This is a genomic window from Enterobacter sp. RHBSTW-00975, assembly GCF_013615235.1.
Lineage (GTDB): Bacteria > Pseudomonadota > Gammaproteobacteria > Enterobacterales > Enterobacteriaceae > Enterobacter > Enterobacter ludwigii.
Genome location: NZ_CP055883.1, coordinates 2,384,505 through 2,399,182 on the forward strand (window position 1 = coordinate 2,384,505; position 14,678 = coordinate 2,399,182).

At 55.0% G+C, this 14,678-nt stretch carries 11 protein-coding genes; 9 read left to right on the forward strand and 2 right to left on the reverse strand.

From position 1 onward, the window contains the following. Positions 1–133: 133 nt before the first annotated feature. From yddG to HV340_RS11460, 3 genes are all read left to right on the forward strand, one after another. Entirely contained in the window at positions 134–1,012 is an 879-nt protein-coding gene (gene yddG / locus HV340_RS11450) for an aromatic amino acid DMT transporter YddG (protein WP_014170222.1), read from the forward strand. 630 nt (positions 1,013–1,642) lie between these two features. Further along, positions 1,643–2,716 carry a porin OmpD gene (gene ompD, locus HV340_RS11455; protein WP_020884056.1) on the forward strand — a complete coding sequence of 358 codons (1,074 nt, stop codon included), beginning with the start codon at positions 1,643–1,645 and terminating at the stop codon, positions 2,714–2,716. A gap of 79 nt (positions 2,717–2,795) precedes the next feature. Further along, on the forward strand, positions 2,796–3,254 hold the full coding sequence (locus HV340_RS11460; RefSeq protein ID WP_020884055.1) for a GFA family protein: 459 nt from the start codon (positions 2,796–2,798) through the stop codon (positions 3,252–3,254). A gap of 37 nt (positions 3,255–3,291) precedes the next feature. Here the strand turns inward: HV340_RS11460 and HV340_RS11465 are convergent, their stop codons facing one another. Further along, positions 3,292–4,779 (reverse strand): MFS transporter, encoded by a 1,488-nt coding sequence (locus tag HV340_RS11465; protein WP_181216540.1) that lies wholly within the window; start codon positions 4,777–4,779, stop codon positions 3,292–3,294. Between the two features lie 116 nt (positions 4,780–4,895). Between HV340_RS11465 and HV340_RS11470 the strand changes: the two genes are divergently transcribed. From HV340_RS11470 to narI, 6 genes are all read left to right on the forward strand, one after another. Continuing rightward, on the forward strand, positions 4,896–5,471 hold the full coding sequence (locus HV340_RS11470) for a TetR family transcriptional regulator (RefSeq protein WP_020884053.1): 576 nt from the start codon (positions 4,896–4,898) through the stop codon (positions 5,469–5,471). A 206-nt stretch (positions 5,472–5,677) separates the two neighbouring features. Next, positions 5,678–7,063, forward strand: a complete 1,386-nt coding sequence (locus HV340_RS11475) for a NarK family nitrate/nitrite MFS transporter (protein WP_025204128.1) — start codon at positions 5,678–5,680, stop codon at positions 7,061–7,063. Positions 7,064–7,129: 66 nt separating this feature from the next. Then, positions 7,130–10,870 carry a nitrate reductase subunit alpha gene (locus HV340_RS11480; protein WP_025204127.1) on the forward strand — a complete coding sequence of 1,247 codons (3,741 nt, stop codon included), beginning with the start codon at positions 7,130–7,132 and terminating at the stop codon, positions 10,868–10,870. After that, the gene (gene narH / locus HV340_RS11485) at positions 10,867–12,411 is read left to right on the forward strand and encodes a nitrate reductase subunit beta (protein ID WP_020884050.1); all 1,545 of its coding nucleotides are present in this window, start codon (positions 10,867–10,869) and stop codon (positions 12,409–12,411) included. Before HV340_RS11480 ends, narH begins: the two co-directional genes overlap by 4 nt. Further along, positions 12,411–13,106, forward strand: coding sequence for a nitrate reductase molybdenum cofactor assembly chaperone (narW, locus tag HV340_RS11490; RefSeq protein WP_160890601.1), 696 nt, complete (start codon positions 12,411–12,413; stop codon positions 13,104–13,106). Before narH ends, narW begins: the two co-directional genes overlap by 1 nt. Then, entirely contained in the window at positions 13,103–13,783 is a 681-nt protein-coding gene (gene narI / locus HV340_RS11495) for a respiratory nitrate reductase subunit gamma (protein WP_014170231.1), read from the forward strand. The genes narW and narI overlap by 4 nt, the downstream gene beginning before the upstream one ends. Before the next feature lie 42 nt (positions 13,784–13,825). Here the strand turns inward: narI and nhoA are convergent, their stop codons facing one another. Further along, positions 13,826–14,671: an N-hydroxyarylamine O-acetyltransferase gene (gene nhoA / locus HV340_RS11500; protein WP_014170232.1), complete on the reverse strand. Its 846-nt coding sequence runs from the start codon at positions 14,669–14,671 to the stop codon at positions 13,826–13,828. Positions 14,672–14,678: the final 7 nt, after the last annotated feature.

Consider the following 14,678-nt stretch of genomic DNA (forward strand, 5'->3'; position numbering starts at 1 on the left):
TCACCCCCTTAATAGTCACCCCCACGGAATTTAAATACCTCTTTTTGATTAAAGACTTAAGAGAATAATTCGCGATGGCAGGAGGATTAATGCTATAAATTTTTCCTTTGATTTTTATAGCGGTGGCAGGGTTATGGACAGAAAGAGAGCAACGCTCACGGGACTGGCGGCGATACTGTTGTGGAGCACCATGGTTGGCCTCATTCGTAGCGTCAGTGAGGGGCTGGGACCGGTGGGAGGCGCCGCAATGATATACACCCTCAGCGGATTACTGTGCCTGGTGACGGTAGGATTTCCTGATATCAGACGGTTTTCACCCCGGTATCTTATTGCCGGCAGCGTGCTGTTTGTCAGCTATGAAATTTGCCTTGCCCTGTCGTTAGGCTATGCCGCAACGCGCTCCCAGGCTATCGAAGTGGGAATGGTCAATTATCTCTGGCCAAGCCTGACGATTGTGTTTGCCATTTTATTTAACGGCCAACGGTCCACCCTGTGGGTGATCCCGGGCTTAGCCGTCTCATTGTTGGGCGTCTGTTGGGTATTAGGCGGAGAGCAAGGGCTACATCTTGATGACATCATGCGTAATGTCATCTCAAGCCCGCTCAGCTACGCGCTGGCGTTCGCCGGGGCTTTTATCTGGGCGGCTTACTGCACCGTCACCAGTAAGTTTGCCAACGGGCAAAACGGGATAACGCTTTTCGTGCTGCTCACCGCGCTCAGTCTGTGGGTGAAATATGCGTTCAGCGAACAGCCGCAAATGGTGTTTACTCTCCCGGTGGTCGTAAAGCTCATCATGTGCAGCGTCGCACTGGGGTTTGGCTATGCGGCATGGAATATCGGTATTCTTCATGGCAACGTCACGGTACTCGCAGCGGTATCCTATTTCACGCCTGTACTCTCAGCAGCACTAGCTGCCGTATTGCTGAATTCCCCCCTCTCGTTTTCTTTCTGGCAAGGCGCATTAATGGTTTGTGCCGGGTCTTTGTTGTGCTGGTACGCCACGCGAAAATAATATCGCTATCTTCTGCCGGGTCCATAATCGCCCGGCGGGAATTAACATAAATTTAATATGTGATCGCGCGTCAAAATAATGATCGGCGCGTTAGAAAAGCCGTTTAGATTCTGTTTATATTACCGCCCTTTCGTAAATCTCCGTCGTCCTTTATTGACATAACTTGACACCGTTACGTTATTAATCCCTTGCGAATATTAACAATGTATATAGCACAAAGTGCAATAGTGTGTTTCTGTGTGTTTCATGTCCAACAACGATTATCCCGTATAATGAAATAGTTAACTTACTGATTTTAAACAAATGACATTTATATCAAACGCGTAAAAAGACAGAAAATACCGACAATTAACAAAAGAAACTAAAACGGCTGAAAACTATATTGCGGCCAATGGTTTTGTTGAATAATTCATCAAAAAATGCACAAATCACCACCATCTCATTCGTTACAGCCGCAATTTATCCGATCCGGATCACACTAATTGAAATTATTGCTAATATTTTGAAACTTATTATTGAAACCCTACTACAAGATTCTTAAAAATAGCATGCCATTGATGATTAGCCTCGTTTAGAAATCGTTCAAAGTGGCTCAGGAAATACTGAAGAAAATTATAAGGAATATTTAAGATGAAACTTAAATTAGTTGCAGTGGCAGTGACTTCCATGTTGGCAGCAGGCGTTGTAAACGCGGCTGAAGTTTTTAACAAAGACGGTAACAAACTGGATCTGTACGGCAAAGTAACAGGTCTGCACTATTTCTCTGATGACGCTGGCAACGACGGCGACAAAACCTATGTTCGTCTGGGCTTCAAAGGTGAAACTCAGATCAACGACCAGATGACCGGTTATGGCCAGTGGGAATACGAGTTCAAAGGCAACCGCTCTGAATCTCAGGGTTCTGACGGCAACAAAACCCGTCTGGCATTCGCGGGCCTGAAATTCAACGAATTCGGTTCTTTCGACTACGGTCGTAACTACGGTGTTGCTTACGACATCGGCGCATGGACTGACGTTCTGCCAGAATTCGGTGGTGATACCTGGACTCAGACTGATGGCTTTATGACTGGCCGTACGACTGGCGTTGCAACTTACCGTAACACCGACTTCTTCGGTCTGGTTGATGGCCTGAACGTGGCTGCTCAGTACCAGGGTAAAAACGACCGTAACGACATCACCGAAGCGAACGGTGACGGCTGGGGTCTGTCTTCTACTTATGAATTCGAAGGCTTCGGTGTAGGTGCTACCTACGCGAAATCTGACCGTACTGACCGTCAGGTTGCTGCTGCAAGCAATCTGAATGCAGGCGGCGAAAACGCGGAAGTATGGGCTGCGGGTCTGAAGTACGATGCCAACAACATCTACCTGGCAACCACCTACTCTGAAACCCGTAACATGACCAACTTCGGTAGCGGTTTCATCGCTAACAAAGCGCAGAACTTCGAAGTGGTTGCTCAGTACCAGTTCGACTTCGGTCTGCGTCCATCCATTGCTTACCTGAAATCCAAAGGTAAAGACATTGGTACTTACGGCGACCAGGATCTGGTTGAATACGTTGACGTTGGCGCGAGCTACTACTTCAACAAAAACATGTCTACCTACGTTGATTACAAAATCAACCTGGTTGACGACAGCAGCTTCACTAAAGCAGCTGGTGTTTCTACCGACAACATCGTTGCTGTTGGTCTGACCTACCAGTTCTAAGATTTGTTAGTATAAAAAAGCCAGCCTTCGTGGCTGGCTTTTTTTATTCGGTTTGACTGGCGTAATAAAGGAGCACGCCATGCATATTTTCAAAGGACGCTGCCTGTGTGGGATGAGCCAATTCAGCGTTTCCCTCAACAATTTCGACGTCTATGCCTGCCACTGTACCCAGTGCCAGAAATGGTCGGGGGGAATGGCCATGTATCTGGAAGCGCAGGGGCAACCGCTTGTGGAAGAAGAGTCGATAGCCCCTTCTCATTTCACGTCATCTGCGCGCGGCGAACGCTGGTTTTGTCCCGGATGCGGTTGCCCGCTGTGGTTCACGCTGACCGCACGCTCAACGACGCGCTATTTCATTCCCTGGACACAGCTTGAGATGAGCGAAGACGAACGTCGCCGTCTGATACTTGCCGCTGAAATCTATACAGAAACGCAACCCGCATTCTTTGGCCTGACCGGGCAATACGCGCGCTTTAGCGGCACCGAAATTGAAGCACACGACAAGCGCTGCCTGCTGACTCCCCATGACGCACACTGAGGGTTGCCCGGTAAGCATTGCACCACCGGGCCTGATTTTACTGTTTCGGTACGTTTGCCAGGCTAAACCAAATCCCGACCGCCAGCACCAGTAACATTGCGCCAGCACTGCCTAACGCCACGCTGTGTGACGTGATAAAGGCCGTTTTTGCCGCCGCAATTAACGACTCCGCCAGCCCTGGAGTCAGGCTCTGTGCCACGTTTACCGCTTCGCCAATCGATGACGAGGCCTTATCGGCCAGCGTCGCGCTCAGTCCCTGCGGCAGGACAATTGACGCCGAGAAGCTGCGGGTTAACAGCAGACCAAAAATGGCAATGCCCAACCCTGCGCCCAGCTCATAGGACATGGTTTCAATCGCCCCTGCGGCAGCCGCTTTCTCTTTTGGCGCAGCCGCCATAATTGCCGAGGTTGAGGCCAACAGCGCACTGGCGGCACTGAAGCCCTGCAGCACCATCAGACTCCATGCCTGCCAGTGCTGCGTGCTGAAGTCGAGCATCGACAGACCGATAAAGCTGACGGCACTCAACCCCATTCCGCCTGCTGCCACCAGGCGCAGCCCCAGACGACCGACCAGCACACCGGCAATCGGCCCGCTAAACCCGCTGGCAACCATCAGCGGCAGCATAAACATCCCCGCTTCAAATGGCGTAAAGCCATGCACAAACTGCAGCTCCTGGGCCATCAACAGCTCAAACCCCACCAGCGCGATCATGGCGGTCATCGCCATCACGACACCGCTTAAAATAATGCGATGACAGAACAGACGCATGTCGATCATCGGCACGCGGGCGCGAAGCTGGATCCGCACAAAGATCATCAGCATCACCGCTCCGGTGAGCAGCGTCATTGCCACCAGCCACGGAGAAAGCACCCCTTTGAGCGCGGTTTTCACGCTGTAGACCAGCAGCAATATCGCCACAATCAGCATGATTGCATGGGCAATATTCAGCGGCTGTTCCGGGCGTCCCTGTTGACGAGGCACCAGACGCGCGGCAAGGGAAACAACGATGACCACGATCGGCACGTTGATCAAAAAGACCGATCCCCAGTAAAAATGCTCCAGCAACATACCGCCAATCAAAGGACCAAACGCCGCACCGCCTGAACCGACGGCGGCCCAGACCCCAAGCGCGATGTTGCGATCGCGCGCATTAACGAACAACGTGCGGATCCCCGCAAGCGTGGCCGGGATGATCATCGCCGCCCCAATCGCCAGCGAGGCGCGGGCAGCAATCAGCCATCCTGCTGAAGGCGCAAATGCGGCAGCCAGCGATGACAAGCCAAACAGCGTACTGCCAATTATCAACAACCGTTTAAAACCAATGCGGTCACCCAGTGCGCCCATCGGCAGCACCATCCCCGCCATCACCAGCGAGTATATATCGATGATCCACAATAATTCGTTACCGCTGGCACCCAGCGTCATACTCAACGTCGGCGCCGCTACGTGCAGTACCGTCGCGTCGATCGCCACCGGGATATACACCAGCACGATAATGACTAACGCTAACCACTGACGAAACATAAATTTCCTTTTCTTTTAAATCATGGACACATGTCCAGCTTGCGATCCTACGTAAAGTTGAACGAGTGTCCAGCTTTTTGTTACACTTGTTTCAGTCCCATTAAGAGTGAGTGAAAATGCGATATCTGAGCAAGGATGAAAGGCGGGAAGAGATTTTACAGGCCGCTATGCGCGTGGCGCTCTCTGACGGACTTTCCGCAATGACGGTACGGCGAATTGCCGCCGAAGCCGGCGTCGCCACCGGACAGGTCCACCACCATTTCACCTCTGGCGGAGAGCTAAAATCGCTGGCTTTTGTGCGATTGATCCGTGAACTGCTGGATGCGGATGTAGTCGGCAAGCAGGCCAGCTGGCGACAGCAACTGCATGCCATGCTCGGCAGCGATGATGGCCGGTTTGAGCCCTATATTCGTCTGTGGCGTGAGGCGCAGATCCTGGCAAGCCGGGATACGGACATCAGGGGTGCATATGTACTGACCATGGAGATGTGGCACCAGGAGACCGTCGCCCTTATCAAAGCAGGCACTGACGCGGGAGATTTTACCCCGGGCGATCGGCCGGAAAATATTGCCTGGCGTTTAATTGGTCTGGTGTGTGGCCTGGACGGCATTTATATATTAGATATCCCAGAGATGGACGACGCTGCCTTTAATAACCATCTTGATAAATTAATCTCTCTGGAATTGTGTTAATACTCACTTATGAGTATTAACAGCCCTCACTTACAATTAGTAACACATTAAGCGAACCCTTATTTCCCCTCCCGACTCAGGGATTCGCTTTTTTATCTATCCTTTCAGATGTATCCCAAACCATCCAATAATTCCATAAACACACTGTCAGACATCCACCTGTTTTTATTCCATTTTTTCTTTTTATGGTTACGCAAGAGGGCGACATGTCACAACAAAGTGAGAAGAATAATCCTTATCTGCTGAGCAACTGGAAACCCGAAAATGCGCAATTCTGGGAGAATAAAGGAAAACATATTGCCCGAAGAAATCTTTTAATTTCTGTGGCTTGCCTGTTATTAGCGTTTTGCGTATGGATGTTATTTAGTGCCATTGCGGTCAATCTGAATAAAGTTGGATTTAATTTTTCCACCGACCAGCTTTTTATGCTAACAGCCTTACCCTCCCTGTCCGGTGCGATATTGCGCGTCCCCTATTCGTTTATGGTTCCTCTCTTTGGTGGACGCTACTGGACGGTGTTAAGCACGGTGATCCTGATTGTTCCCTGCGTCTGGTTAGGGATCGCGATTCAGGACACTGCCACTCCCTACTGGATCTTTATCGTCATCGCGCTGCTGTGTGGTTTTGCCGGCGCTAACTTCGCCTCCAGCATGGGCAATATCAGCTTCTTCTTCCCGAAAACGAAACAGGGTAGCGCCCTGGGGATTAACGGCGGGCTGGGGAATCTGGGCGTGAGCGTAATGCAGCTGGTCGCGCCGCTGGTGATCTTCCTGCCCATGTTCACCTTTCTCGGCGTAAACGGCGTGCCGCAGGATGACGGCTCAACGATGTGGCTGGCCAATGCCGCGTGGATTTGGGCACCCCTTCTCCTGCTGGCCACGATTGCGGCGTTTTTCGGCATGAATGACATCGCGAGCTCTAAGGCCACGATTGCCAGCCAGCTACCGGTGTTAAAACGTTTTCACCTGTGGCTCCTGAGCCTCCTCTACCTGGCAACCTTCGGTTCGTTTATCGGTTTTTCAGCAGGCTTCGCCATGCTGTCGAAAACCCAGTTTCCTGACGTCAATATCCTCCATCTGGCTTTCTTTGGCCCACTGATTGGCGCGCTGGCCCGTTCTGCGGGCGGGATGATCTCAGACAAACTCGGCGGCGTACGCGTCACCCTGATTAACTTCGTCTTTATGGCGCTTTTCAGCGCCCTGCTTTTCCTGACGCTTCCCGGTTCCGGGTCGGGCAGTTTTCTCGCCTTCTATCTGGTCTTTATGGGTCTGTTCCTCACCGCCGGACTGGGCAGCGGGTCAACGTTTCAGATGATTGCCATCATTTTCCGCCAAATCACCCTCACCCGCGTGAAGCAACAAGGGGGAAGTGACGAGCAGGCGCAGCATGAAGCAGTCACCGAAACCGCGGCAGCGCTGGGCTTTATCTCCGCCATCGGTGCCGTCGGCGGGTTCTTCATTCCGAAAGCCTTCGGCACGTCGCTGGCCATGACCGGCTCGCCTGTGGGTGCCATGAAAGTTTTCCTCGTGTTTTACATCGTCTGCGTCCTGGTGACCTGGCTGGTTTATGGCCGCAAATCTTCACAACAATAACAATTACACATTCGCCTGAGAGTGGGCAGCCCTCTCCGAAAAGGCTATCGAAGCAGGAGAAATGTCATGAGTAAACTGTTGGATCGCTTTCGCTATTTCAAACAAAAAGGCGACAGCTTCGCCAATGGACACGGGCAGGTGTACAACACCAACCGTGACTGGGAGGACAGCTACCGACAGCGATGGCAGTTCGACAAGATTGTGCGGTCCACCCATGGCGTGAACTGCACGGGCTCCTGTAGCTGGAAAATCTACGTCAAAAACGGCCTGGTTACCTGGGAAACCCAGCAGACCGACTACCCGCGTACCCGCCCCGACCTGCCTAACCACGAGCCGCGCGGCTGCCCGCGCGGTGCAAGTTATTCCTGGTACCTTTACAGCGCCAACCGGCTGAAATACCCGCTGGTGCGCCGCACGCTGATCGAACTGTGGCGTGACGCCCTGGCGCAACACAGCGATCCGGTGCTGGCCTGGGATGCCATTCAGAACGATCCGCAGAAGAGCCGGAGCTACAAGCAGGCTCGCGGACACGGCGGATTTATCCGCTCCAGCTGGAAAGAGCTGAACCAGCTGATTGCTGCCGCCAACGTCTGGACCATTAAACATTACGGCCCCGATCGCGTGGCCGGTTTTTCACCGATTCCGGCGATGTCGATGGTCTCGTATGCCGCCGGGACGCGTTATCTCTCTCTGCTGGGCGGCACCTGTCTCAGCTTTTATGACTGGTATTGTGATTTACCGCCCGCCTCGCCCATGACGTGGGGCGAGCAGACCGACGTGCCGGAATCCGCAGACTGGTACAACTCCAGCTACATCATTGCCTGGGGGTCTAACGTTCCGCAGACGCGTACGCCAGATGCCCACTTCTTTACCGAGGTCCGCTACAAAGGCACCAAAACCGTGGCCATCACCCCGGACTTCTCCGAGGTCGCCAAACTGAGCGATCAGTGGCTGGCACCCAAGCAAGGCACCGACAGCGCGCTGGCGATGGCAATGGGCCACGTGATCCTCAAAGAGTTCCATCTCGACAACCCCAGCGAGTACTTCCTCAACTACTGCCGCCGCTACACCGACATGCCGATGCTGGTGCTGCTGGATGAACAGGCCGATGGCCGCGTGGTGCCGGGGCGGATGCTTCGGGCCTCTGATCTCACGGACGGGCTGGGTGAAGCCAATAATGCTGAGTGGAAAACCGTCGCCTTTGATATCGCCGGCGATCTGGTGGTGCCGAACGGGTCCATTGGTTTCCGCTGGGGCGAAAAAGGCAAATGGAACCTGGCGCCGCTGGCGGCAGATCATGAAACTGAACTCACCCTCTCGCTGCTGATTACCCACGACAGCGTGGCAGAGGTGGCATTCCCCTATTTTGGCGGCAATGAAAATCCACACTTCCGTAGCGTCAAGCAGGAGCCGGTCCTGACGCGCCGTGTACCGAGTAAAACCCTGACGCTGGCCGATGGCAGCCAGAAACGGGTGGTCAGCGTCTACGATCTGATTCTCGCTAACTACGGCCTCGATCGTGGTCTGGAAGACAGCAACGCGGCGGGCAGCTATGACCAGATCAAAGCTTACACTCCCGCCTGGGGCGAGCAGATCACCGGCGTCCCTGCTTACCTGATAGAGAAAATTGCCCGTGAGTTTGCCGACACGGCGCACAAAACACACGGCCGGTCGATGATTATCCTCGGTGCCGGGGTGAACCACTGGTACCACATGGACATGAACTACCGCGGGATGATCAACATGCTGGTGTTCTGCGGCTGCGTGGGTCAAAGCGGTGGCGGCTGGTCACACTATGTGGGTCAGGAGAAGTTGCGTCCGCAAACCGGCTGGCTGCCGCTGGCGTTTGCGCTGGACTGGAACCGTCCCCCGCGCCAGATGAACAGTACGTCGTACTTCTACAACCACGCCTGTCAGTGGCGTTATGAAAAACTGACCGCGCAGGAGTTACTCTCTCCGCTGGCGGACGCGACAAAATTCACCGGTCACCTGATCGATTTTAACGTCCGGGCAGAGCGTATGGGCTGGCTGCCCTCGGCACCGCAGCTAAACCTCAACCCGTTGCACATTAAAGCCCGGGCCGACGCCGCTGGCATGACCCCGCAGGAGTACACCGTGCAGGCATTAAAATCGGGCGATATACGTTTCGCCTGCGAACAGCCTGACAACGGTAAAAACCACCCGCGCAATCTGTTTGTCTGGCGGTCTAACCTGCTCGGCTCTTCGGGGAAAGGTCACGAGTACATGCTCAAATACCTGCTCGGTACCGAAAGCGGCATCCAGGGCGAAGATTTAGGGTCGACGGATGACGTGAAGCCCGAAGAGGTGGAGTGGCAAACTCAGGCCATCGAGGGCAAGCTTGACCTGCTGGTGACGCTCGATTTCCGCATGTCCAGCACCTGCTTGTTCTCCGATATCGTGCTGCCCACCGCGACATGGTATGAAAAAGACGACATGAATACGTCGGATATGCATCCGTTTATTCATCCGCTTTCAGCTGCCGTCGACCCGGCCTGGGAATCCCGCAGCGACTGGGAGATTTACAAAGGTATTGCCAGCGTTTTCTCAGAGGTGTGCGTCGGCCATCTTGGCACCGAAACGGACGTGGTACTGCAGCCGCTGCAGCACGACTCCCCGGGGGAACTTTCACAGCCGTTTGATATTCAGGACTGGCGCAAAGGCGAATGCGATCTCATTCCGGGTAAAACGGCGCCGACGATTGCGGTGGTCGAACGTCATTATCCGGAAACCTACGAGCGCTTTACATCACTCGGCCCGCTGATGGACAAACTCGGCAACGGCGGGAAAGGCATTTCATGGAATACCCAGAGCGAGGTCGATTTCCTTGGCAAGCTGAACTACGTGAAGCTCGATGGCCCGGCAAAAGGACGCCCGCGTATTGAAACGGCGATTGATGCCTCTGAAGTGATCCTCGCCCTCGCCCCTGAAACGAATGGCCAGGTGGCAGTGCGAGCCTGGCAAGCGCTGGGCGAACTGACCGGTCGCGATCACACCCATCTGGCGCTGAACAAAGAAGATGAGAAAATCCGCTTCCGCGATATTCAGGCCCAGCCGCGGAAAATTATCTCCAGCCCCACCTGGTCGGGCCTTGAAAGTGAGCATGTCTCCTATAACGCCGGTTATACCAACGTTCACGAGCTTATTCCCTGGCGCACCCTTTCCGGTCGTCAGCAGCTGTATCAGGACCATCCGTGGATGCGCGCGTTCGGGGAGAGTCTGGTGGCCTATCGCCCACCGATTGATACCCGAAGCGTTAGCCATATGCGCGAAATCCCGCCGAACGGTTTCCCGGAGAAGGCACTGAACTTCCTGACGCCACACCAGAAATGGGGCATTCACTCGACCTACAGTGAAAACCTGTTGATGCAGACGCTGTCACGCGGGGGGCCTATCGTCTGGATCAGCGAAACCGATGCCAGAGAGTTAGGCATTGAGGATAACGACTGGATCGAAGCCTTCAACGCCAACGGGGCCCTGACCGCCCGGGCAGTGGTGAGCCAGCGCGTCCCGCCGGGCATGACCATGATGTACCACGCGCAGGAACGTATTCTGAATATTCCGGGTTCAGAAGTCACCGGCCGTCGCGGCGGGATCCATAACTCGGTGACGCGCGTCTGTCCCAAACCGACACACATGATTGGCGGCTACGCCCAGCTGGCGTACAGCTTCAACTATTACGGCACCGTCGGCTCTAACCGCGACGAGTTCATCATGATCCGCAAAATGAAAAACATTAACTGGCTGGATGGCGAAGGTCGGGATCAGGTACAGGAGGCGAAAAAATGAAAATACGCTCACAGGTTGGAATGGTGCTGAATCTCGACAAATGCATTGGCTGTCACACCTGCTCGGTCACCTGTAAAAACGTCTGGACCGGGCGTGAAGGTATGGAATATGCGTGGTTCAACAACGTCGAAACCAAACCGGGGATTGGCTACCCGAAAAACTGGGAAGATCAGGAGGAGTGGCAAGGCGGCTGGGTACGCGGGATCACCGGCAAGCTGACGCCGCGTCTCGGCGGGCGCGTGGGCGTGCTGTCAAAAATCTTTGCCAACCCGTCCCTGCCCGGCATTGATGATTACTACGAGCCCTTCACGTTTGATTACCAGGATCTGCACCGTGCACCACAAGGCGATCACCTCCCGACGGCCCGCCCGCGCTCGCTGATTAGCGGCAAACGGATGGACAAAATTGTTGGCGGCCCGAACTGGGAAGAACTGCTTGGCGGCGAGTTCGAAAAACGCGCCCGCGACCGCAACTTCGACAAGATCCAGAAGGAGATGTACGGCCAGTTTGAAAACACCTTCATGATGTACCTGCCGCGCCTGTGTGAACACTGCCTGAACCCGAGCTGCGTGGCCACCTGCCCGAGCGGTGCCATCTACAAGCGTGAAGAAGACGGCATTGTGCTGATTGACCAGGACAAATGTCGTGGCTGGCGCATGTGCATCAGCGGTTGCCCGTACAAGAAAATCTACTTCAACTGGAAAAGCGGAAAGTCGGAGAAATGCATCTTCTGCTACCCGCGCATTGAATCCGGCCAGCCAACCGTCTGTTCTGAGACCTGCGTCGGGCGTATTCGCTATCTGGGCGTGCTGCTGTATGACGCGGATCGCATTGAAGAAGCGGCCAGCACCGAACATGAAACCGACCTCTATGAACGCCAGTGTGACGTGTTCCTTGATCCGCATGACCCGGCGGTCATTGAAGAAGCCTTCAAGCAAGGTATTCCGCAGAACGTGATTGACGCCGCCCAGCGTTCCCCGGTTTACAAGATGGCGATGGACTGGAAGCTGGCGCTGCCGCTGCATCCGGAATACCGCACCCTGCCGATGGTCTGGTACGTTCCGCCGCTGTCACCGATCCAGTCTTACGCAGACGCCGGCGGCCTGCCGCTCAACGACGGCGTATTACCGGCGGTCGAAAGCCTGCGCATACCGGTGCAGTATCTGGCCAACATGCTCAGCGCGGGCGATCCTGCTCCGGTGCTGCGCGCCCTGAAACGCATGATGGCCATGCGTCATTACAAACGCTCTCAGACCGTTGAAGGCGTGACCGATACGCGTGCCATCGAAGAAGTGGGCCTTAGCGTCGAGCAGGTCGAAGAGATGTACCGCTATCTGGCGATTGCCAACTACGAAGATCGTTTCGTGATCCCCACCAGCCACCGCGAAATGGCGCGCGACGCCTTCCCGGAACGCAACGGCTGCGGCTTCTCCTTTGGCGACGGGTGCCACGGTTCCGACACCAAATTCAACCTCTTTAACAGCAGCCGCATTGATGCCATCAACATCACCGAAGTGCGCGACCACGGGGAGGGAGAGTGATGCAGATCCTCAAAATCATCGCCCTGCTGATTGAGTATCCCGATGAAACATTATGGGAAAATCGCGAGGAAGCACTTTCCCTGATAGAACAGAATCTCCCTGCGTTACTGCCCTTTGCCCGCCAGCATCTGGATGCCGCGCTGCTGGATAAGCAGGCCGAATGGTGCGAGGTGTTTGAGCGGGGTCGTGCGACCTCGCTGCTGCTGTTTGAGCACGTTCATGCTGAATCCCGCGATCGCGGCCAGGCGATGGTCGACCTGATGAGCCAGTACGAAAAAGCCGGCCTGCAGCTGGACTGTCGCGAGCTGCCGGACTATCTGCCGCTCTACCTGGAGTATCTCAGCCTCGTCACCGACGACGAGGCCCGCGAGGGACTACAAAACGTTGCGCCGATCCTGGCACTGATTGGCGGTCGCCTGAAGCAGCGCGGCGTGGCGCATTATCAGCTATTCGATGCGCTCCTGACGCTCGCAGGCACGCGTCTGACCAGCGACAGCGTGGCGAAACAGGTTTCCACCGAGAAACGGGATGATACCCGCCAGGCGCTGGACGCCGTCTGGGAAGAGGAACAGGTCAAGTTTATCGAGGACAACGCCACATCGTGTGATACCTCACCGATGCAGCAATATCAACGACGCTTTAGCCAGGACGTTGCCCCGCAGTATGTCGACGTCAGTGCGGGAGGCCCAAAATGATCCAGTTTCTGAACGTCTTTTTCTACGATATTTACCCCTACCTGTGTGGCACGGTTTTTCTGGTGGGAAGCTGGCTGCGTTACGATTACGGGCAGTATACCTGGCGCGCCTCCTCCAGCCAGATGCTGGATAAGCGCGGCATGGTGCTGTGGTCAAATCTGTTCCATATCGGGATCCTGGGGATCTTCTTCGGACATCTTTTCGGGATGCTGACGCCGCACTGGGTTTATTCGTGGTTTCTGCCGATGTCGCAGAAACAGCTGATGGCGATGATTCTGGGCGGCGTTTGCGGCGTGCTCACGCTGGTGGGCGGTGCGGGATTATTGATTCGCCGGCTGACGAACCCGCGTATCCGGGCGACCTCCTCTACGGCAGATATCCTGATCCTCTGCATTTTGCTGGTGCAGTGTATTCTTGGGCTCACCACCATTCCGTTCTCCGCGAAATATCCCGACGGCAGCGAGATGCTCAAGCTGGTGGACTGGGCGCAGTCGGTAGTGACCTTCCGCGGTGGCTCGTCCGAACATCTGGCGGGCGTGGCGTTTATCTTCCGTGTTCATCTGGTGCTGGGCATGACCATTTTCCTGATCTTCCCCTTCACCCGACTGGTGCACGTCTGGAGCGCGCCGGTGGAGTATTTAACGCGCAGGTATCAGGTGGTGAGATCGCGCCGCTGAGTGTTGCCGGGTGGCGCTACGCCTGAGCGCAGCGCCACCGGTCTATTTCCCGGCCTGAGGATGTGTATCAAACCCGGCCATCACCGCCGTCAGCGCGTCCAGCGAAAACCCGTGTTTGGGATCGTCAACGCCCAGTCCAAACCGTGACTGCATCACCTGATACAGCGCGTTCGCGTCGGGAAGATGGACCTGCTCTTCCACATGCCCCTTCTGCCAGTGGGTAAAGTTAAAGTTGGTCAGGGTCAGCTTTCCGCCGTCAGGCAGATGGCGACACATCAACAGATGGTGGCGAAAATGGGATTGCGGCCAGTGCGCCGACCAGAAGTTGCCCATCACGTAATCGCTGAAATACTGTGTTGTCAGATCAAAATGGTACATCGACTGCCAGTGATCGTGGTGACTGAACTGCAGGATCCAGTCGTTGCCCTCGCTCAGCAAACGGTACAGCCCGTGGGGTGTCTCCTGCTCCTCGTTGGCGAGCAAACGAATCGGCGCCGTCAGCGTCTGTCCGCCAAAACCGACGTCGGCAATCCAGCGCTCGCCGTTGAGTTCAACCAGCAGCAGACGATGCGTACGCGGCGGCATCTGTGGCGGACTGGCTAAGACCACGCGGCCCAGCACGCTGCGAACCGTATAGCCCACTTCACGCAAAACGCGTTCAAAGAGGCCGTTCTGCTCAAAGCAATAGCCTCCACGACGCGCCGTCACCAGTTTGTCGACCAGGCACTGATCTTCCAGATGGATCTCGCGCGGCATCACGACGTCAATATTCTCGAAGGGGATCGCGCAGTTGTGGTGTAGATGCAGCGCCCGCAGGGTGTCGATGTCAACCTGTACAGGCTGTTGCCAGCCCGTACGGGCAAAATAAGCACTCAGAAATGGGGACATGATTCGC

Bases quoted from the DNA above. Each gene is read 5' to 3' on its own strand.
- yddG (WP_014170222.1), top strand. From the start codon at position 134: ATGGACAGAAAGAGAGCAACGCTCACGGGACTGGCGGCGATACTGTTG.
- ompD (WP_020884056.1), top strand. From the start codon at position 1,643: ATGAAACTTAAATTAGTTGCAGTGGCAGTGACTTCCATGTTGGCAGCA.
- HV340_RS11460 (WP_020884055.1), top strand. From the start codon at position 2,796: ATGCATATTTTCAAAGGACGCTGCCTGTGTGGGATGAGCCAATTCAGC.
- HV340_RS11465 (WP_181216540.1), bottom strand. From the start codon at position 4,779: ATGTTTCGTCAGTGGTTAGCGTTAGTCATTATCGTGCTGGTGTATATC.
- HV340_RS11470 (WP_020884053.1), top strand. From the start codon at position 4,896: ATGCGATATCTGAGCAAGGATGAAAGGCGGGAAGAGATTTTACAGGCC.
- HV340_RS11475 (WP_025204128.1), top strand. From the start codon at position 5,678: ATGTCACAACAAAGTGAGAAGAATAATCCTTATCTGCTGAGCAACTGG.
- HV340_RS11480 (WP_025204127.1), top strand. From the start codon at position 7,130: ATGAGTAAACTGTTGGATCGCTTTCGCTATTTCAAACAAAAAGGCGAC.
- narH (WP_020884050.1), top strand. From the start codon at position 10,867: ATGAAAATACGCTCACAGGTTGGAATGGTGCTGAATCTCGACAAATGC.
- narW (WP_160890601.1), top strand. From the start codon at position 12,411: ATGCAGATCCTCAAAATCATCGCCCTGCTGATTGAGTATCCCGATGAA.
- narI (WP_014170231.1), top strand. From the start codon at position 13,103: ATGATCCAGTTTCTGAACGTCTTTTTCTACGATATTTACCCCTACCTG.
- nhoA (WP_014170232.1), bottom strand. From the start codon at position 14,671: ATGTCCCCATTTCTGAGTGCTTATTTTGCCCGTACGGGCTGGCAACAG.